This is a genomic window from Tychonema sp. LEGE 07196 (assembly GCF_963890365.1).
Lineage (GTDB): Bacteria > Cyanobacteriota > Cyanobacteriia > Cyanobacteriales > Microcoleaceae > Microcoleus.
The window spans coordinates 1-20,675 of record NZ_CAWPRX010000201.1 but is presented as its reverse complement, the minus strand read 5'-3'; the positions used below and the strand labels follow the sequence as shown (position 1 = coordinate 20,675).

Annotated in this window: 12 protein-coding genes and 1 pseudogene; 9 read left to right on the top strand and 4 right to left on the bottom strand. The window is 44.4% G+C overall.

Translation table 11 applies throughout. From position 1 onward, the window contains the following. Positions 1–611 precede the first annotated feature (611 nt). The 7 genes from AACV78_RS24240 to AACV78_RS24210 all read left to right on the top strand — a co-directional run bounded on the left by AACV78_RS24240 (position 612) and on the right by AACV78_RS24210 (position 14,089). The gene (locus AACV78_RS24240; protein WP_194010107.1) at positions 612–1,220 is read left to right on the top strand and encodes a hypothetical protein; all 609 of its coding nucleotides are present in this window, start codon (positions 612–614) and stop codon (positions 1,218–1,220) included. A gap of 6 nt (positions 1,221–1,226) precedes the next feature. Beyond that, on the top strand, positions 1,227–4,175 hold the full coding sequence (locus AACV78_RS24235; protein ID WP_194010106.1) for an OmpA family protein: 2,949 nt from the start codon (positions 1,227–1,229) through the stop codon (positions 4,173–4,175). 2 nt (positions 4,176–4,177) lie between these two features. Then, on the top strand, positions 4,178–4,714 hold the full coding sequence (locus AACV78_RS24230; protein ID WP_194010105.1) for a Rab family GTPase: 537 nt from the start codon (positions 4,178–4,180) through the stop codon (positions 4,712–4,714). Continuing rightward, positions 4,711–6,261: a sensor histidine kinase gene (locus AACV78_RS24225; protein ID WP_194010104.1), complete on the top strand. Its 1,551-nt coding sequence runs from the start codon at positions 4,711–4,713 to the stop codon at positions 6,259–6,261. Before AACV78_RS24230 ends, AACV78_RS24225 begins: the two co-directional genes overlap by 4 nt. 274 nt (positions 6,262–6,535) lie before the next feature. Then, a complete protein-coding gene (locus AACV78_RS24220; protein WP_194010103.1) occupies positions 6,536–9,334 on the top strand; it encodes an adenylate/guanylate cyclase domain-containing protein in 2,799 nt (932 codons plus the stop codon). A 257-nt stretch (positions 9,335–9,591) separates the two neighbouring features. Next, on the top strand, positions 9,592–12,972 hold the full coding sequence (locus AACV78_RS24215) for a PAS domain S-box protein (protein ID WP_194010102.1): 3,381 nt from the start codon (positions 9,592–9,594) through the stop codon (positions 12,970–12,972). Positions 12,973–12,976: 4 nt separating this feature from the next. Continuing rightward, entirely contained in the window at positions 12,977–14,089 is a 1,113-nt protein-coding gene (locus AACV78_RS24210) for a hybrid sensor histidine kinase/response regulator (protein WP_194010101.1), read from the top strand. A 302-nt stretch (positions 14,090–14,391) separates the two neighbouring features. On the opposite strand, the gene AACV78_RS24205 is transcribed toward AACV78_RS24210, so the two are convergent. Further along, positions 14,392–15,570 (bottom strand): NAD(P)/FAD-dependent oxidoreductase, encoded by a 1,179-nt coding sequence (locus tag AACV78_RS24205; RefSeq protein WP_194010100.1) that lies wholly within the window; start codon positions 15,568–15,570, stop codon positions 14,392–14,394. Between the two features lie 356 nt (positions 15,571–15,926). On the opposite strand from AACV78_RS24205, the gene AACV78_RS24200 reads away from it, so the two are divergent. Both AACV78_RS24200 and AACV78_RS24195 read left to right on the top strand, forming a co-directional pair. Further along, positions 15,927–16,205, top strand: coding sequence for a hypothetical protein (locus tag AACV78_RS24200; RefSeq protein ID WP_194010099.1), 279 nt, complete (start codon positions 15,927–15,929; stop codon positions 16,203–16,205). A gap of 51 nt (positions 16,206–16,256) precedes the next feature. Next, entirely contained in the window at positions 16,257–16,796 is a 540-nt protein-coding gene (locus tag AACV78_RS24195; RefSeq protein WP_194010098.1) for a DUF2231 domain-containing protein, read from the top strand. A gap of 52 nt (positions 16,797–16,848) precedes the next feature. Here AACV78_RS24195 and cutA read toward each other — a convergent pair whose 3' ends face one another. The 3 genes and pseudogenes from cutA to AACV78_RS24180 all read right to left on the bottom strand — a co-directional run. Beyond that, positions 16,849–17,187 (bottom strand): divalent-cation tolerance protein CutA, encoded by a 339-nt coding sequence (gene cutA / locus AACV78_RS24190; protein WP_194010097.1) that lies wholly within the window; start codon positions 17,185–17,187, stop codon positions 16,849–16,851. A 416-nt stretch (positions 17,188–17,603) separates the two neighbouring features. After that, entirely contained in the window at positions 17,604–18,494 is an 891-nt protein-coding gene (locus AACV78_RS24185) for a pentapeptide repeat-containing protein (protein ID WP_194010096.1), read from the bottom strand. A gap of 341 nt (positions 18,495–18,835) precedes the next feature. Further along, positions 18,836–20,638, bottom strand: a pseudogene (locus tag AACV78_RS24180) (after-VIT domain-containing protein); the annotation flags it as partial. Positions 20,639–20,675: the final 37 nt, after the last annotated feature.

The window sequence follows — 20,675 nt, the reverse complement described above, 5'->3', positions numbered from 1 at the left end:
TGCAGACCTGATTTTAACCGCCGAGTTGAATCTTTCGAGCCATAGATTATATCACGTCCGGTCTACGATCGTAACAAAAACGGTTCGTAGTGCGGACTTTATTCTGCACTAGAAACCAATTTTATCGTTGTGAATCGACAAGACAGGATATTATAGATAGTTGCACTGGTGCGCGTCCGCCCCTTTTTTTGCCGTGACCTAGATGCCCTAGCATTAAGCGTGCTCAAAGATGCGATATCATGGAAAAGTCAAGACAAGAGATTAAAACCTATCCCCTGTATAGCAGGAAACTCTAAGCTTGAGGATCTTGCTGCAAAGCAAGAATAGCAAACCGCCATTTTAGGTTACAAAACTCACTCTAAGAATTTGAATCTCAGGATATTAAGGAGTCAAAACTCTAAAAAATCCCTTCCCCTACACAGGGTGAGAGTTTCAAGCAATAGAGTTCTGTCAAGTCAAAAAAAGTAGTGCAGCCAACTGTTGTGGTAAATCACCGCAGAAAAAGCTGCAGGCGCGTCTTTAGAGCCTACTAAAAATGCTCGACAGGCAAATTAACAAAAAATTCAACACAGTTCTAAAACTCACAATATCGGGAGATTCGAGGTACAAACATGGCAGAAATCACTAAAGAAGAAATGCGCGAACGGCTGGGAAATATCGACCAGATTCGAGATATAATTTTCGGGGCGCAGCTTAGAGAATACGACAATCGCTTCGATAAAATAGATTCTGAGCTGTCAATGATGCAGCAAGATAACCAAGCTCGCATCGAACAGATAAAAACAGTTCTATCTGCAGAAATGAAGGTGGCAATTGATTCGTTAGAAAAGAAAGTTAAATCGCTCACCTCAAACACGCAAGAAGAAAGCGCCGACCTCCGCCAGCAAATCGATCGCGTTAACCGCAAATTTTCCAGCAGCATAGAATCCCTCGACGAAGCGATAGACAATCAAACCAGTTCGATTCGCGACGAACTCTCCCAAACCAGAGAGCGACTCTCCGAAGAAACCCGCATTCTGAAAACACAGGTTTTTGAAGAACTCGACCGCCGCTTTTCCATGCTCAGAGATGTTAAAGTTTCCAGAGATGACATGGCAGAAATTCTATTTGAACTAGGCATGAGGCTCAAAGGAACAGAATTTGTCCCCGAACTTAAAGGCGTTACTGATAATAAATTAAATAACGAATTCTTGTTGCCGGAGCGCCACCACCACGGATAATAACGCATGGCTTTACCGAAAGAAAATCCAGAAGTTGAAAATCAGCTAGAGGGTTTTGTTTCTCAACCTGACGAGTCTGCTGCCAGCGCAGCAACCCAGCTAGAACCATTCCTGAATCTGTTACTCGATCTCAAAATTATTGCTGATTCAAACCAGCAAAATTCCGATCGCCAAAGTGACAGCAACAGCGAAAACGATCGAGCTGGGGCCCTCGACGGGTTGATGGATTTGTTACCTATTTCCTCAGCAGAAGCAAAGGAAATTAGCACAACTGCCCCGTCAAACACTCAATCTCCCCAATCCGAAGCTGACAGCAACAGCAAAAACCATCGAGCCGCAGAACCCGGCGGGTTGATGGATTTGTTAGGTATTTCTGAGCAAGAGCAAGAGGAAATTGCCGCGCCGCAAAATCCCGATTCCGAAAGTCACAGCACCGGCAAAAAAGCTCAAGCTGGAGCTCTCGGCGGGTTGATGGATTTGTTAGGTATTTCTGAGCGAGAGCAAGAGGAAATTGCAGCGAGCGTCCAGCACAAAACTACCTCTGGCAAACCCAAATCTACAAATTTTCCGGCCGTTGCAAGCGAGTCGAAAAGTTTGCTGTTCCCTACTCAAAAACTCAACAGTTCTGAACTGGAAAGAAACTATTCTTCGGCTAAAACTATAGATATTTCCGCAGATGTTTCGGAGTTTGAGAGAGAATTGCCTGACTTGACAATTTCAGATTATCCTCAGTACGTACAGGCGGAAAAATCCCAAGATTTCGACACCGCTTTAGAGGATTTGTCCGATCGCCCAACTCTAGACTCACCCGCAGCAACTAATCCAAATACCGCAGTTTCTGCACCTTCACAGCCGTCAGAAAAAATGTATCTAGATGCGGTGGTTACTTCGCTGCCATTGATGGCAGAGTTGCCAGAACAGCCGACACCGATATCGCAGCGAGCAGAAATATTAGGCGAAATTAAACAAGACTTAAATGAAGCCGACAACGCGATGGAAAGGCTGCAAAGTCTGATTTTTGGCTCGCAAATCTCGGATATCGAGCAAGTCAAAAATCTCCTGGAACAAAACGACTTGCCGGGGGTGCGCCACCTGATGGTAACTATCAACGATAAATTAGGAAAACTCGAACACCAAATCCACGATCCCCAAGAACTTATCGCGCTGATGCTGCCTTGGATCGCAGAAATTCTCAGCCGCAAAATTACCGATTCCCGAGAAGAAGTTGTTAACGCGATCGTGCCAATTATTGATGAAGTAATTAGAGCAAAAACCGTAGAAAACAGGCCGGCAATGAGTTCGGCGATCGCTGAATTGCTCCCAGATGCCCTTGCTCAACAAATACAAAATTCGCCAGCAGAAATTGCTAAGGCGATCGCCCCAGAAATCGGCATGGCAATTAAAGAGCAAATTCGCCTCGACCAAGAGTCGATCGCCCAAGCCCTCGCCCCGGAAATGGGCAAAGCGATTACAGCCCAAATACAGCTCGAACGAGACGCAATGGTGGATGCCCTCTATCCAGTCATAGGCAATACTATTGCCAGATACATGACAGAAGCTATCAAGACAATCAATGAAAAAGTGTCAAATGCCATGAGCGTGGAAGGAGTGAAGCGCAAAATTCGCTCCAAAGTACAAGGAGTCTCCGAAGCCGAATTGATCCTCAAAGAATCAGTACCCTTTACCATCCAAGCAGTGTTCTTAATTCACAAAGCATCAGGCTTGATAATTTCCGAAGTTCAAAACCCCGAAAGCTACCAGCTAGAATCAGAAATGGTAGCAGGAATGCTCACAGCTATTCGCAGCTTTGTTAACGAGTGTATCGTTGTGCCTGGAGAAGTTTCCGAACTCAATCAAATTGAATACGGCGACTCAAAAATTCTGCTAGAAGTAGCGGGCTACTGCTACATGGCAGTCATAGTTAAAGGAGAACCGCCAGACTCGTTCATCAAAAAGCTACGGCAAATAGTTAGCAATCTCATTCTTAGTTACGCTCAATTAATTCACGAATTTAACGGCGATCCTGGTACGATACCGCAGTCACTGCACAGGTTTATCCAAAGTTTATTCGACCCGATAGACAAGGAAAAATCAACAAAACCACCCTTAATGCTGCTCGGCGTGAGCATGGCAGCCCTCAGCTTAATCTTAGTACCTTGGGGAATTTATCAGCACCGCCGCAACATCGATCGCCACCTTGCAGCAAATGCCGCTTTAGCTTTAGCCTCGACCCCGGAATTAGCAGTTTACCGCTTAAACGCCGACGTGGCCGGCAACACTCTCAAGTTAACCGGAAAATTGCCAAATCCAGAATTGCGAGCAAAAGCCGCAAAAATAGTCGCATCAACTGCACCAAATCTAAAATTAGACAATCAAATAATCGCTGTAGATGTACCTCCCGACCCGGTTTTGGCAGCCGGCGAGGTGCAGCGGATTACCGCTGTTTTGAACCAGAGGGAGGGCGTTTCTATTTCTACTCGCTATGGCGATCGCAAAGTGACAGTAGAGGGCACAATCACCGACGCTGCAGACTCACAAAAAATTGCTCAGTCCCTAAAACAAATTCCCGGCGTTCAGTCCGTCGTCAGCACAATTAAACTAGATCCGCTCCAGATATCAAGCCGCATCTACTTTGACCCAGGAACGGCAAAATTAGACTCAACATCCGCAGAAATCATCGCCAGTGTCAAAAAATTCATGGATCGATATCCTCAAAAACATATTAAGATAATTGGACACAGCGATGGAACTGGCGAAGTTGCCACAAATCAACGGCTGTCGCTCCGGCGTGCAGCAGCCGTGCGAGATGCTTTGGTGCGGCAAGGTGCAGACCCCAAGCGCCTTCAAACGATCGCCAGCCCCAATTCACCCGACGGCGTAGAACCCAATCAACCGCTACTTTTGAGCAGATGCGTGGTATTTGAACCAATAACTAAGACCGCAAACAGCAAATAATTATGTCAGTTACTATATCTAAAAAAATGTGCATGATCGGCGATTTTGGCGTGGGTAAAACCAGCTTGATCCGCCGTTTTGTCGATCGGCAATTCAGCGACGAGTACCTCTCCACTGTAGGAGTCAAAATTTCCAGCAAAATTATTACATTAGAAAATATAAAACAGCAGGCAAACGTCACAGCCAAGTTGCTGATTTGGGACTTAGAAGGGCATACAAAATTCAAAGGAATTGCACCGACTTACTTGCAAGGAGCTAGCGGCGTTTTAATCGTTGCCGATGTCAGCCGAACCGAAACAGTTGAGCGAATCCCCGAACACATTAAGCTTTTTTCTTCAGTCAATCCCAAAGGATTAATTATCATCGCCTTGAACAAAGTAGACTTGATAGACGAAGAAAAATTGGCAATGCTAGTGGAAATCTGCCACGCGATCGCTAAAGACAAAGTAATAGCAGTTTACACCACATCTGCCAAAACAGGCCAAGACGTTGACGAAATTTTCCACAAACTAGCTTACACAATGGTAGAACAAACATGAACTCCCTTTTTAAGAAACTCTTAGGCCCGCGACAAACAGAGTATCTGGTAGTAAATCACAACTTCATCATTCAGGAAATCTCCGCCGAAGCACAGCATTATGCCGATACTCCCGGCGACGCGCTCCCCGGTACAGATGCTCGCATCAGTTTTCCCGAACTCATTGGTATTGAAAATATCCTGATTTCCATCGCAATGGGACGGCGGCCGAGTTTTGAACTCAAAGGTATCGCTCGGTTTGCCGACAACAACCACCCTTTATACTTCGATATGTTGGCAGTAGAACATGAAAACGAACAAGGTATGGCAAATAATTTGCTCATTTTGATTGAAGATACCACTGAAAAAATGGTAATGAAGCAATCATTAATTCAGAGAGCGAATGAAGCTAATCTGTTGTTGAGTGCCCTAGCAGCTTCTAAAGATTATATAGATAAAGTTATTAGATCGATGGGCGATGCTTTGTTAGTGACGACAACATTAGGAATTATCAAAACAGTCAATCAATCGGCACAAGGGTTATTTGGGTATAGCGAAGCAGAATTAATCGACCATCCACTCTCCAAAATAGTAGTCGAAGAAACCTTACTTTACCAAGCTCGCCATCGCTATATTTTGTCTCAAAAAGAGCTGCTCCGAGAACTGGAAGTAGTCTGTACTACCAAAACAGGAGAAGAAATTTGGGTAGAATTTTCCTGTTCGGCAATTCAGACAGAATTACAAGGACTTTACGATTTCATCTATATCGGCAGAGACATCACAGAACGCAAACAACAAGATATAGAAATTCGTAGTTCTTTGGTAAAAGAGCAAGAACTCAGACAAATAAAATCTCGTTTTTTTTCAATGCTTGCTCACGAATTCGGCAATCCTTTAAATACAGTATTATTTGCTACTCAAATCCTCAAAGAATACGGCGACTCAATCACCCACGCAGAAAAACAAGAATATCTCGGACACGTTAAATCAGCATCTAAACACATGGCTCACCTATTAGATGATGTGCGGTTGCTCAGCAGCGCCGAAGCCGGAAAACTCCAATTCAATCCCGCACCAGTTGACTTGCAAAAATTTTGCACCGAATTAGTAGAATCAATTAAAATTAGTGACGGAAAAAATCGTAAAATTAACTTTATTTGCCGACAATCAACTCCGCCTGCGAAAAAACCCGATCGCGATTCGGAGAAAACACAACCAGATCCCGAACTAGACCCAAAATTGCTGCGGCACATCTTGACAAACTTGCTTTCTAATGCAGTCAAATATTCACCTACCGAAAGCAATATTTATTTTCAATTAAATTGTTATCATGAAAAAGCTGTATTTAAAATTCAAGACGCAGGTATTGGCATTCCGATAGAAGACCAAGAACAACTATTTGAATCGTATTACCGGGCCCAAAATGTCGGAAAAATCCCCGGTACAGGACTGGGTTTATCTATAGTCAAGCAGTGTGTAGACTTGCACGGAGGTCAAATCGAATTTTCCAGCGAGACAGGGTTAGGCACTACCTTTATAGTCACAATTCCATTTTACAAACAAAAATAATACAATTTGCGATTTGCGATTTGGGAATTACCCCGCTCAAAAACGGGTACTTGCTGGCAGATCGTCTATGGAGTAATATCATGTTTGATGATAAACCGCAGTAAAATTGTTTCGTAGTGCGGAATGCGAGTCCGCAGCAGAAGAACGGACACGAGGACGCACGCGCGATCGAACTGTTTTTGTTATGATAGTCGATCGGACAGGATATAAATCTAAAATTTACTGATTGATAACTATCAGGAACAGAGGGCGTATTCACTACTAAGAATCCAACATGAACACCCTGTTAAAAAAACTGTTGGTTCCCCACCACCTGGAGTACCTAGCACTGGATAAAGACTTTTTAATCCAAGAAACATCTTTCCAAGTGCAGCGCTTCGCCGACTTTCCCGAAGAAGTAACGGCCGGCAACGATGTGCGGCTTCCTTTTCCTGAATTGGTGGGAACTGAAGAAATTTTAATCGATATTTTTGAAGGGCGGTTGCCAAACTTTGAATTTAAAGCGATAACTCGGGTACTAGAAAATGGCTCGCCGCTTTATTTTGATATGTATATCGTCGAATTCAGCAATGACGATAATTATCAGAGATTGATTATATTTTTTGAAGACGTAACCGACAGGATGGGTTTAGAACAAACTCTAGTCCAAGCTACCAATGAAATGAATATTTTATTGAGTACCTTAGCCGCTACTAATAATTATGTTGAAAAAATTATCACTTCAATTGCTGAAGTTTTGTTGGTGACAACTGCATCGGGAAAAATCAAAAAAATCAATCAAGCGACTCAAGATTTATTCGGTTACAGCGAATCAGAATTAGTAGGACAGCAAATAAACGCTCTTGCTGCTGATGGTGAATCTTTGCAAGCAGTCAGCCAACAGCAGCCTCAATCCTCTCCAACCAATGTCGAAGTAGTTTGCACGGCAAAAACCGGAGAAAAATTCACAGTTGCTTTTTCCTGTACGGCAATTCCGAGTGAAATTCAAGGAATTTCTCAAACAAGGGCCGCCCTCCAAGATTTCGTGTACATCGGCCGCGACGTTACAGATAGAGAGCGAGCCCGCAAGCGAAAACTAGCTCAGTACGTCACCACTCGTATCCTGTCTACATCCGAAACAATCAAAAAAGCTCTAACAGCAATTCTTCCCGTAATTTGTGATAGTTTGGGATGGGATACCGCCGAACTTTGGATGCCGGAAGCTGGCGAAAAACTGCTGTCAGGAAGTAAGAGAATAACTGCGGTTTCCGACCCCAATTTTCTGCGCTGCGTGGTCAGTTGGAGAAAACGCTCGGTTTCTATCCCTAAATTTGCCGAATTTGGCGAACAAATGACCTGTCAGTTGGGGGAAGGATTGCCCGGTCTCGTTTGGGCTAGCGGTTCCCCTGAGTGGATTGCCGATGTCACAAAAAGTGACATTTTCCTGCGCCGAGAAATCGCTGTTACAGAAGGACTGCACGGAGCTTTTGCCTTCCCTATTTTGGGCGATTACGAGCAGGTAACTTCGGAAAAGTCTGTGTTGGGAGTGATGACTTTCTTTAGCTGTGAAGTGCGGAGTTTTGATGAAGAATTGCTCCAAATAATGGGGACAATCGGCAGTCAACTCGGTCAATTTATCAAGCGAAAACAAGCTGAAATAGCTTTGCAGGAAAGCGAAGAACAACTGCGAGATTTATTTGAAAATGCTACTGATTTAATTCAAAGTATTGGAGCTGACGGTCATTTTTTGTATGTAAATCGGGCTTGGCGGGAAACTCTGGGCTACAGCGAAGCAGAAATTGCTGAAATGAGTGTTTTTGATATTATTCATCCCAACAGTTCCCCTGAGTCTCTGGATATATTATATCAAGCTATCAGTAAAAATGACTTTAATGAAGATACATCTTATCCCGATTCTATCGAAGTAATATTTATCACGAAATCTTCTGAATTAATTTTGCTGGAAGGTAGCATAAGCTGTAAATTTTCGGAAGGTTCGTTAGTGGCGATTCGCGCTATTTTGCGAGATATTACTGCTCGAAAAATGGCAGAAGATGCCCTGGCACAATCGGTGTCTTTGCTGCAAGCAACGTTTGATTCTACTGCTGACGGTATTTTAGCTATTGACAGGAACGGAAAAATAGTCAGTTTCAATCGAGAATTTGTGGAAATGTGGGGGATACCTAATGAAGTTATGGCGCTGCGAGACGATGCTACAACGATCGCTTTTGTGCTGAACCAACTCAAAGATCCCCAAGGATTCCAAGACAGAATAGAATCGCTTTACGATCAGCCAGAAGCCGAAAGTTTCGATTTGTTGGAATTTCAAGATGGCCGATTTTTTGAACGCTATTCGGAACCGCAGCGGCTGGGAGATAAAATTATCGGCAGAGTCTGGAGTTACCACGATATTACGGAACGCAAGCAAGCGGAAGATGCCCTGCGGGAAGAACAAGCAAAATCAGAAAAGTTGCTGTTAAATATTTTGCCGAAGGCAATAGCAGAACGCCTCAAACAAAACGAAACTACTATTGCTGAATATTTTCCTGAAGTGACTGTTTTGTTTGCAGATATTGTGGGGTTTACAGCTTTGTCTAGCACGATGAATCCGATCGCTCTGGTGGAACTCCTCAATAAAGTTTTTTCAAGATTCGATTTGTTGTGCGAACAGCATGGCTTAGAAAAAATTAAGACAATTGGCGACGCATATATGGTGGTGGGAGGGCTGCCGAATCCCAGGGCAGATCACGCTGAGGCGATCGCCAAACTGGCTCTAGATATGCAAACAGAAATGGCTCGATTTCATCAGAAAAATCACAAATTTTTTAGCATCCGCATCGGTATTCACAGCGGCCCAGTTGTGGCCGGAGTTATTGGCATCAAAAAGTTTATTTATGATTTGTGGGGCGACACGGTAAATATTGCTTCCCGAATGGAGTCTCACGGTATATCTTGGCGGATTCAAGTCAGCGAAACTACCTATAAGTTATTAGAACACAAATATTTATTTCAGGAACGGGGAATTATTCAAGTTAAAGGAAAAGGGGGAATGAAAACTTATCTGCTCATTAGAAAAAAAACAAGTAGTCAGTAGTCATTAGTCAGTAGTCAGTAGTCAGTAGTCAGTAGTCATTAGTCATTAGTCATTAGTCATTAGTCATTAGTCATTAGTCATATCGTTTCCGGTTGCATCGGAATGATGTTAACAGTCAACAGTCAACAGTTAACAGTCAACGCCTGAATTTACTATTGCCATGAAGAGAGGATTTGATATCATTAGTCATTAGTCATTTGGCTGATGACTAAAAGTATTGCTAAAGTTAGTTAACAATACTTTGTAGGTCTAGACTGATGGAATTTACGAATTTGTTGACAAATTTACGATCGCCCTTAGATTTTGTCGATCGCCCGCCAGTGACGGTTGCGCCCTCAACTTTGCTCCCAGAGGCGATCGCCCTGATGCGTCGGGCGAGAAACCCTTGTGGGCTGTCAAATTCACCGCCCGACTCGCACGAAACGGTAAAAACATCGATTAATTGCCTCTTAGTTGTCGATAAAAATCAGCTAGTCGGACTGCTAAGCCCGCCAGATGTGCTGAACTTAGTCGCCGAGTCCGGCTGGCAAACAATGCAAGTTGCCGATGTAATGACGCGAAATTTAATTGTTTTAAAAGAATCAAAACTTACCGATATTTTTAGCATATTTAAGCTATTTTCTCAACATTCTATCGATTGTTTGCCAATTGTGGACGAACAAGGTCAGCCCGTAGGTTTACTCACCGAAAAAAGGATTCGCCCCGAAATTTACAACCTAGTCAAAATTGGGCAGCAAGAAGTTGTAAAACTTGAGCAAAAACAGTCTGAACTCTTAGAAAACAATGCAGAAATCTCCAAGAAAGTCAGCGATTGCCAAAATGGCGAAACAGCCCTGCGCCACAGCGAAGCCCGCTACAGGGCGATTGTGGAAGACCAAACCGAACTGATTTGCCGCTACCTCCCCGACGGCACAATCACATTTGTCAATCAAGCTTATTGCCGCTATTTTGGCATGAAACCAGAAGACTTGCTCGGTAATAGCTTTCTGCCATTAATTTTAGAACAAGACCGAGAATCTATTGTGGAGCAATATAATTTAGTGTCTCCCGAAAAGCCTGTTTTTACTTGCGAACACCGGGTAATTTTGCCGAACGGAGAAATTCGTACTCAGCAGTGGAGCGATCGGGCTATATTTGATGAGAGCGGACAAATTGTCGAGTATCAAGCTGCAGGGCGGGATGTTACGGCTCGCAAACAAGCAGAAATCGCTTTGCAGCAAATCAATGCAGAGTTAGAAGTGAGAGTTCAGCAGCGCACTGAACACTACGAACAAGCCGTATTAACAGCTAAATTGACTGCAGAAAAACTGCAAAACTCGGAAGCTCAACTGCTGGCGCTGTTTAATGCGATGACGGATATCGTGATGGTTTTCGATGGCATGGGCCGCTACCTCAAAGTCGCCCCCACGGCTCCCCAACTGCTGTACAAACCGGCTCCTGAAATGCTGGGCAAAACCATCGCGGAAATCTTCCCGGAAGCGGAAGCTCATTTTGCCCTCAACTACATTCACCAAACCTTGGCATCTGGGAAAATCCATAGAGTTGAATACAGCATGGAAATTGAGGGCAAGTTAATCTGGTTTGATGGCCGTATTTCGCCGCTGGGGGTCGATCGAGTGATGTGGGTAGCGCGAGACATTACCGCTCGCAAAAATGCAGAAGCTGCACTCCAAAAAAGTGAGGAAAAGTTTCGCAATTTGTTTGATGATGCTCCTATTGCGATCTGTTTGGCAACCGTGCGCGACTACCGCTTGAGCGAAGTGAATGCAGCTCACCGGCAGATGTTGGGTTACACCGATGCGGAGTTGGCGACAATGAGTTTAGCTGATATCACTTACCCAGAAGATTTAGAAGCAGATTTAGAGCAAATCAAGCAGTTAATCGAGGGCAATATTTCTCGCTTCGGGATGGAAAAACGCTTGATTAAGAAGAATGGTCAACTGATGTGGGCTAACTTGACGGTGACGCTGATCCGCGACGGCGAGGGTCTTCCTCTCTACAGCATGGCGGCGATCGAAGATATCAGCGATCGCAAGCGAGCAGAAATAGAATTGCAACAGTTAAAAGAACGGCTACAATTTTTGCTAGCCTTCAATCCGGCGGTAATTTTTACTGTCGAGCCGAGAGGGAATTTTCGTACTACATATATTAGCGACAACGTGAGGGCGATAGTTGGCTACGACTCTCACAAACTGTTAACAGATTCTCACTTTTGGTCTAATCGCATTCACCCTGAAGATCGACCGGAATTTATAGAAAAATTTTCTAATTTATCCGATGGTAAAAATTCTATTTTTGAGTACCGCTTTCGGCACAGAGACGGATTTTACCGCTGGCTGCGGACGGAACTAAAACTATTGGTAGATAGCAAAGGAAAACCGATCGAAATTATTGGTTACATTGCCGATATCAGCAATTCTAAATACGCTGAAATCGCCAGGGGGCAGCAGTTTGAGCAAGAACGGCTGGTGGAGGCGATCGCCCGTCGCGTCCGCCAGTCTTTGCAATTAGAGGAAATTCTCAACACTACGGTTGCCGAACTCCAGCAAATATTGTTAGCCGATCGAGTTTTGATTTATCAAATTTTACCTAAAAGTGGCGGTTTGGTCGTTGCTGAAGCCGTGGCAGAAGGATGCAGCCCGCTGGTAGGGACTTTTTTTGGCGAAGAGGTTTTTCCTGCCGAAAGCTATCAGCTTTATTTGCAAGGGCGAATTCGTGCGATTTCCGATATAAATGAGGCCTCTATTACCCCTTGTATAATGGAGTTTATGAAACAAATTGAAGTGAGGGCAAAGTTGGTAGTGCCAATTATTCAGCAGGGCCAGCTTTGGGGATTGCTGATTGCACATCAGTGCGATGGGCCCAGGGATTGGCAAGAATCAGAAATCAATTTATTTCAGCAGTTGGTTAATCAATTGGCGATCGCCATTCACCAATCTCTACTCTACCAGCAACTGCAAGCTGAACTGAGCGAGCGCTTCCAAGCGGAAGTAAATTTGAAAAACTCCCTCAAAGAGAAAGAGATTTTGCTCAAAGAAATTCACCACCGCGTCAAAAACAACCTCTGCGTCGTTGCCAGTTTGTTAGAATTGCAATCTAACACAGTTTCCGATCCGCAATTAGCCCAAATGTTTGAAGAAAGTCAGAACCGCCTGTACTCTATGGCTCTGATTCACGAGAAACTGTACAAATCGACTAACCTGGCGCAAATTAATTTTGGCGAATATCTCGAAGATTTGGTAACTAACTTGTTTCACTCTTACAATATTAGCGACAACCGCATTCTGTTGCAGGTAATAGCTGAACCAATTTCCCTCAATCTAGAGACTGCTACTCCTTGCGGCTTAATTGCCAATGAATTGGTTTCAAATATCCTGAAACACGCTTTTCCTGATGGTGCTAGCGGTACAGTTAGTGTAGAATGCTATCAAACGGGCGATCGGCAAATCCACCTCTTGGTCAAGGACAACGGCATTGGTTTTCCTCAAAACTTAGATTTTCGGAAAACTAATTCGATGGGCTTTCAAGTTGTCTGCACCTTAACCGAACAGTTAGAAGGAACCATCGAACTCTCAAGACAAATCGGCACCGAATTTCACGTAATATTTAACGAACTCAACTACTCTCAAAGGTTTTAAATTTATGATGTCTCCAACTCAAGAAATTAATATTTTAATTGTCGAAGACGAACTATTAATTGCTAAAAACTTATCTGTAAAATTAGAAAAATTGGGATATAAAATCGCTGGTATCGTTTCTTCAGGAGCCGATGCCATCCAGCGTGCATGCGAAATCAAACCCGATTTGATTTTAATGGATATAGTCATAAAAGGCGAGATTGACGGCATAGAAACAGCAACAAGAATTAATCAAAAATTAGATATCCCAATTATCTATACAACTGCCTATGCAGACGACGAAACTTTGCAGCGAGCCGAAAATAGTGGTTCTTACGGCTACCTCCTCAAACCGTTTAAAGAAAGAGAACTGCACGCTACGATCAAGATAGCGCTGAGCAAACATCAAGAAGCAGTTAAAATGCAAACACTTATTGCATTAGCCGCCGTGAAAAGCAACAATAGATCGCGATTTATTTCAATGGCATACCACGATTTAAACACTCCTTTAACTACGATACAACTATCGGCGGAAATGCTGGAAGATAGCGAATTATGTAAAACTCCAGAAAGTCCCAATAAAAATGTCGCTCGCATCAAAAAAGCCGTCAGTAATATGAGTGGATTGCTGGAGGATATTTTAATGCTCAGTAAAGCAGAAGCGGGCAAACTTTCCTTGAATTTAGATAGTTTCAATGTGACAGATTTTTGCTGCTCTATTTTAGAGGAACTGCAACCTATCGTCACCGATAAACACATCCTAAATTTTCGCGCCCAAACCAAGCCGCTGTACGCCAATCTTGATGTAAAATTGCTGCACCACCTCCTGACTAATTTGCTATCAAATGCTATTAAATATTCTCCTAATGGTGGCAATGTTAGTTTAGAATTAAGCTGCGAAAACCAGCAAATAATATTTTGCGTTCGAGATGAAGGAATAGGGATGACAGCGGAATATGAAGGAAAACTATTTCAGCAGTTTGAACGTGGTGCTAATGTAGGTAACATTAAAGGATCGGGTTTGGGACTCTGCATTGTCAAACACATAGTTGACCTGCACGGCGGTACAATAAGTGTGGAAAGTGCGATCGATAAAGGTACTACATTTATTGTCGCGCTTCCTTTGCTTAGTCATTAGTTATTGGTTATTGGTTATTGGTTATTGGTTATTGGTTATTGGTTATTGGTTATTGGTTATTGGTTATTGGTTATTGGTTATTGGTTATTGGTTATTGGTTATTGGTTATTAGCTGAAAGGGGGCGGGTTAACCAACTATAGCGGTTCGATCGCGTGGTGAGGTATGCCCACGGCGGCCTATGCCCACGGCGGCCTATGCCCTATCCCGGATAGTACCTCATATGAGAGATCGAAAGGCTATATCTATAATTCCAACTAATAATATACATCAAGCCGCCCTACCCACTAACAGTTAAGATTAGTCATTTTTTAGCAAATCTATCTGGAGACAAAAGCTCGATAGCCCAATCTTTTTCTCCCGCCGCCCAATTTGCAAATCGCTCAGCTAAAGCGGGCACAATAGCCAAAGGATTGCTCAAACCCGAAAAAACCTGCAATCCAGGGCGATCGCCAATCGGCCCCACTACAGGCAAATTATCGGCGCTAAATGCTACTATACAATCGTGCCAAGTTGCAGGTAAATTTGCCACATCTGGCAAAACCTTGCCGATACCGGCACGAATTGCCTTTTCGCTAGTTTGGCGATCGACTTTAGCATTCAAATCGCTCAACGTGCGAGACAATTGCCCAATCCGCAAACTGCCATCATTAAATCGAATTGCACCAGCATCTAAAACTGGTGGCAACAACTCTTTACCCGGTTCATCCCAAAGAAAATTTACCTCAATTTTACTCGATTCAGCTTCCAATTCAAAACGTTTTAATAGCGCGGGCATCACGAAAGTCCTGAGTTTTAAATCCACAGGTGGAGTCTCCAAAACCTCAGCGCGAGTAAAATAAACTCCCGCAGAAATACCGGCAGCCTTCAGCAAACTTCGACTCCAACCTCCCGCACAAATCACCGCATTTTCGCAAGCATAATTTTCGCGTATTGTTTTGACTCCCGAAATCCGATTTCCTTCTGAAATTAACCCAATTACTTCTGCAAATTCTATAGTTCCTCCCAACCGCAAAAACCCTTGACAATAAGCTTGATTTGTGGCTGTGGGGGAAATGTGACCGTGACGCACAGTAAGAGCTCCGGCGATCGCACTTTTATTCAGCAAAGGTTCCAACTCACCAGCTTCTGCAGCGCTCAAAAGCTGCGGGGGAATTGCAAAATGCGCGTAATTAGCCGCTACTTGTTCGGCATCGCTTCCCGCATCAATTGTCAGCAACAAATCCAACTCGCGGAACTCCGTATCACCATCTAATTCGGTCGATAAATTGCGGTGGCGTTCGATACCTTCCTGACATAATTGGCGAGTTAAATCAGTCGTCCCCGACCAATAAGCCAAGCCGCCGTAACTAAAACGAGTAGCATTTTGCATCGCAGTATCTCGTTCCAAAAGTAGCACCGCAAAACCTTTTTTTGTGAGTTCGCAACTCACTGCTGCGCCCGTAATTCCGCCGCCGACAACAATCCAATCGTAACTTTTCATTGGTGATTTAAAGGGAAAGAACAAATAATATCAAATCTTCTCTTCATCAGAATACTAAATTAACAGTTAACAGTTAACAGTTGACAGTTAACAGTTAACAGTTAACAGTTAACAGTTAACAGTTAACAGTTGACAGTTAACATCATGTATGAGTGCAACCGGAATTGATATAAGACTTTGATTTTAGCTTAGGTAGTTTTGGAACTAGCTCAAAAGTCTCTACCTAGAGGAAGATGCTCCAGGCGATCGGCATAACTGCAATTTACACCCCTTGGGAGATGTTAACGCAGGCACATTTTTCGTTCAATATTAGGAATTACAGCCAGCAAAAAATTTAGAAATACTACAGAGGTTTTATGAGTATCGACAAACCGGGCAAAGATATGGAACGCACTGCCAATCCGGGCGATCGCATTTCCGACAAACCGCAAACCATCGAAGAAAAAGCCAAGCAACTGGCGGTAGATAACGTGCCAGACATCACGGGAGACACAGTTACAGTTCCAACTTATTTCATTGTAGAAGAACCAGACGGGGAAAAGAAAGCCCTGCACCACGTCAAAGACGCGGAGGAAATTTCTGACGTAGTTCGGCAGATGCGCGTTGACGAAAGTGGCGATCGGATTATGGATTAACTTTAATCCCATAAAAACGGGTTTGTCGTACAAAAGTTATCTGTAAAAATCATGGAAACAAATCAAACAAATAGTACACCTTATCCCAACATTCCGCCGATTCTCGAAAGCAATGACGCAGAGTATCGCGATGCCGGAATTACCAGTACAGTTTCAGTGGCGGGCCATCCCCTCCACCCAGTGCTGATCGTGTTTCCGATCGCCTTTTTAGTCGGAGCCGCCGGCACGGATATCGGTTATTGGCTCACAAGCGATCCGTTTTGGGCGAGAGCTTCGGTTTGGCTGATCGGTTGCGGTTTTGGTGCGGGGATTTTGGCTGGAATCACGGGCTTTTTAGATTTTTTCCGCATAAAAAGAGTGCGCGATCGCAGTGCCGGTTGGTTGCACATGGGCGGCAATGTGGCCGCTCTCGTACTTTCGCTGATTAACCTGCTGTTGCGACAGGGAAATCCGGCTGAGCCGATCGTCTTTACAGGTTTAGCCTTGTCAGTCGTCGTTGCCACATTGCTGGGCGTTACAGGCTGGTTCGGCGGCGAACTAAGTTTTCGTCACAAAGTAGGTGTCATCGGCCCTACCAGTCAAAATCTGTAGGTTTGAGACCGTTTGTAGCAGGGAATTGAACCCCTCTTTATTCGTGGAGAATTTAGGACTGAAGTCCTGACTGCGAACTTAAAGATTGTCCCAGCCAATGGAGATAAGCCTCGCTGCCAGCGACAATCGGAATAGCAATAATTTCGGGAACTTCATAGGAATGAAGTTCCTGTATTTTTGTTTTTAAAGCCTCAAATTTAGCCAAATCAGTTTTAATCACCAACTGCCACTCCGCCTCGGAATGAATCTCGCCTTGCCAAGTATAAACAGAGCGAATCGGCGACAAACTCACACAAGCAGCCAGCTTGTTTTCGACGAGAGATTTAGCGATATTCTCGGCCTCGGCTTCCGAGCCTGCTGTTACCAGTACCACTCCGAAATTAACTGTCATAACGATTAAGTTTTGAGATTAAATAATTAATTTGAATAGAAAAGCCCGATCGCATTTTCTAGCAGGAAAAGGGTAAGCTGTCCCGCAAATAAACATTGTATATTCAGGGCTAGCGGGACACCCGACTCATTGTGCGATCCTTTTTTTAACATACAATTAATTTAAATACCGCAATAGCTTAGGAATAAAAATTTAATAACTTAAGCAATTGCTCGTTACCAGGAAGAGCCTGGTAATGATTATGGGGCGAGGAAGAGCCTCCTTTTATCTAGAAATTTACGGGAGAGAGGACTGTAGGAGGTGTTTAAGTTATTAAGTTTTCGATCCTTAGACATTCCCAATTCCCAATTCCCAATTCCCAATTCCTAATAACCACTAACTAATAACCAATAACCAATAACTACTGACTAATTATTTTAAATTGCCGCAACTTCCCAAGAATTGATTCTGCACGCCCCAGCTAAGGAAAAGTAGCGCCTAGTAGATTCCGGCAAAATAGCTCCCGCCAACAAAGCACTGTCTAAATTAGCTCCGATTAAAGTCGCCTCGCTCAAATCTGCTGCCATCAAATCAGTTTGACACAGCTTTGTCCAATTCAGATTTGCTCCGATCAAACAACTGCCCTTAAACTTAGCCCCAGTTAAGTTTGCACCAGCCAATTTAACGCCTCGCAACTGAGCCGCACTGAAATTGGCCCCCGCCAAATTCGAGCCTTCTAAATTAGCTCCCATCAGTTTAGCTTCGCTGACATTAACGCCGCTCAAATCTGCACCGCAAAGATTCACCCCTGTCAACTGCGCTCGCCGCAGACTGACTCCGGTTAGTTGAGCTCCAAAAAGTTTTGCACTGTTGAGCTTTGCACCGTAAAGGTTTGCCCATTTAAAATTAGCTCCCGTCAGATTCGCGCCCAGCAAGTTAACTAATTGCAAGTCGGCGCTGCACAAATTGGCATTCCACAACACAGCACTCCGCAGGTTTGCGCCGCTTAAATTTGCGCCGCTTAATTTGGCTCTAGGCAATTTTGCTTTTACCAAAAAAGCTCCGCTCAAATTAGCTTTTGTCAAATCTGCGCCGGAGAGTTTGGTTTCGCCCATTTTGGCAAAACTCAGATTTGTTCTGTGCATTTGTGCGCCTTTGAGGGTTGCTTTGGTGAGAAACGCTCTGCTGAGGTTCGCCCCGGAAAGATTAGCGCCCGAAAGGTTGACTCCGATTAAGATGGCTCCGCTGAGGTTTGCACCGCCCAAATCGGCTCCTGCAAAGTCTCTTTCTCCTTTTTCGTAATTGTTGAGCAGTTCGCTAACTTGCATAGGGCTTGATACCTTCTCTGATTTGGGGGGGCGAGAAATCTTGACTGGGAGGTTGTTTCAGAAATGGAACTGTGTCGGAAATTAGACTGTTTCAGCGTTTGCGTCAAAGTTTATAACTTCTGTTAACATCAGTTCCTGTTTAAACAGGATCTCTTAATAAAGATTTTATATTGTTCTCGCCGTGGCGATCGGCATTTCGGTACTTTTGACTTAAAAGTTAATATTTCTTGACATATATCTAGTCTTTCTCAGGTACGCGAGCTATGCAATCAGGCTGGAAAGTCCTGATATTCACAGAATCTCGCGTACCTCATATTTGCGAGAAAGGCTACAGTTATTGGTTAACGATCGGGATTAATCCGCACATTCAGGCGCACCGTACCCTGGAATCCTGCCGGCGGTTGCCAGGAAATCAAGGCTTTCTTGAGAGTTTCTAGGGCATCTGTTGCTTTCAGGGTAGAGCTTCCAGAGTCGAGCACCACTTTTTGTACGCGGCCGTTTTGTACCGACAGCTCCCACACCGTCTCGCCGCTAACTCCCGCCGGGAGATTAACAGATTGCAGGTATTGAGTCAGAGCAGCGCGAGTCGCGGCATCCAACCCTTGGGCACTAATTACTTGCAAACGAGAAGTCAAAGGCTTCTGCGCTCGTGGTTCGCTGGAAGGGGCTTGTTCCGTGACAGTAGGAGCAGGACTTACCGGTAGCGGGCTCCGAGTCCGGGTCATACTGCGAACCCTGCCCCTAGTTTGCTCGTCCTTCTGAGCATCAAAAATACCTTCATAGCTGACACCCTGCGGCAATTCTACAGGCACTTGCACGCGGCGGCGCGATCCATCTGGATCGACTCGCACTTCTTCGCTCACCGCAACCAAAGCCGTGTATTCCGATAGCAAGTGATAAGTCAGAGCAGTATTAGTCACAGCTTCCACCAGAGATTTAGTCTCGCCGCCAAACATTTGATTCATTAAACCTTTAATGCGCGATCGCCCCCAAAGTTGAGCCACCGCCGGATTACCAAACTCTGTAACACTTGCGGAGACTGAAGTAGACTCCCGCTGCCGCCCCGATTCGCGAGCAAAATTCACAGGTAAAACCTGCTCGTAAACTTTGCCGCCGGCTTGAGTGCCGCGGATGCGAAGTTTGCCGTTAGCCCGATCGCTCTTTTTGCCAAACAAAACCAGCGGTTGACTGGTAAATAAGTCTGGCGGGGCGATCGGATAAATCTCCGGTTTTTCCCCCATTCCTTCCCAACTAACTTGAATATTAGTCAATACCGGATTATTAATTTGGCGAAAAAACTTTTCAGCAGCCGGTGCTGACGGTTCATCTTGACGAACCACTTGAGAAGTACCTCTTCCCACTTCTGCCAAACGGTTGAGCAAAAACCGATTCACCGAACTGCCCACACCAAAACTATAAAGTCGATTTCCCGGTTTCAGACTCTGCTGCACCTGGGCGAGCACTTCATTTTCATTACCAATATAACCGTCAGTAATCAGTACAATACTCCGCAGCGTTCCTGTTTTTGTCGCCGGAAACTTCATCACAGTTTGAATGCCGTTGAGCAGTTCTGTGCCGCCGTTAGCCTGCAAAGCATCGATATAGTTAATTGCCATTTGTCGATTAGCTTCTGTATTCGCTAAAGGAGTTGTTGAAAGCGCTTTCGCAGTGTTGGCAAAATCAATAATAGTAAAACTATCCTTGGGATTGAGTCCTTGAATGAAGCGACGCATCAACTCCTTAGATTTTGCCAGCGGTTCGCCCTGCTGGGAACCGGAAGTATCCATCAAAAATACGACATCTTTCGGTACAATTTCATTGGTTTTGTAGTTTAAGGCGGGAATCAAATAAGTAGCAAAATGACCGCCCCGCTGGTCGGATTGAGTCAGGACTGTGGCGCGAGTGTTTTCGCCTGCTACTCGATAGCGCAGAATTAAATCTTTATTGGGAATTGTGTCAGAGTCAGCTAATTTGACGCGAACAATGTTGCCGCTGCGCTGAGTGGTAATTTGATGGGAAGTAGAGCGGACATCGCCGATCGCCACTCCAGCATCTATTTCTACCTCCACAGCGATATCGTGACCCGATCGCGTGCCCGGAGGCAAAACAGGCGGGTTAATGCGATCGGGATCGGTATTAACCCCCCCCTGCCCCCCCCCTTGCTAAGGGGGGGGATAGAGC

Coding starts and splice junctions, on each gene's coding strand:
- AACV78_RS24240 (WP_194010107.1), top strand. CDS start 612: ATGGCAGAAATCACTAAAGAAGAAATGCGCGAACGGCTGGGAAATATC.
- AACV78_RS24235 (WP_194010106.1), top strand. CDS start 1,227: ATGGCTTTACCGAAAGAAAATCCAGAAGTTGAAAATCAGCTAGAGGGT.
- AACV78_RS24230 (WP_194010105.1), top strand. CDS start 4,178: ATGTCAGTTACTATATCTAAAAAAATGTGCATGATCGGCGATTTTGGC.
- AACV78_RS24225 (WP_194010104.1), top strand. CDS start 4,711: ATGAACTCCCTTTTTAAGAAACTCTTAGGCCCGCGACAAACAGAGTAT.
- AACV78_RS24220 (WP_194010103.1), top strand. CDS start 6,536: ATGAACACCCTGTTAAAAAAACTGTTGGTTCCCCACCACCTGGAGTAC.
- AACV78_RS24215 (WP_194010102.1), top strand. CDS start 9,592: ATGGAATTTACGAATTTGTTGACAAATTTACGATCGCCCTTAGATTTT.
- AACV78_RS24210 (WP_194010101.1), top strand. CDS start 12,977: ATGATGTCTCCAACTCAAGAAATTAATATTTTAATTGTCGAAGACGAA.
- AACV78_RS24205 (WP_194010100.1), bottom strand. CDS start 15,570: ATGAAAAGTTACGATTGGATTGTTGTCGGCGGCGGAATTACGGGCGCA.
- AACV78_RS24200 (WP_194010099.1), top strand. CDS start 15,927: ATGAGTATCGACAAACCGGGCAAAGATATGGAACGCACTGCCAATCCG.
- AACV78_RS24195 (WP_194010098.1), top strand. CDS start 16,257: ATGGAAACAAATCAAACAAATAGTACACCTTATCCCAACATTCCGCCG.
- cutA (WP_194010097.1), bottom strand. CDS start 17,187: ATGACAGTTAATTTCGGAGTGGTACTGGTAACAGCAGGCTCGGAAGCC.
- AACV78_RS24185 (WP_194010096.1), bottom strand. CDS start 18,494: ATGCAAGTTAGCGAACTGCTCAACAATTACGAAAAAGGAGAAAGAGAC.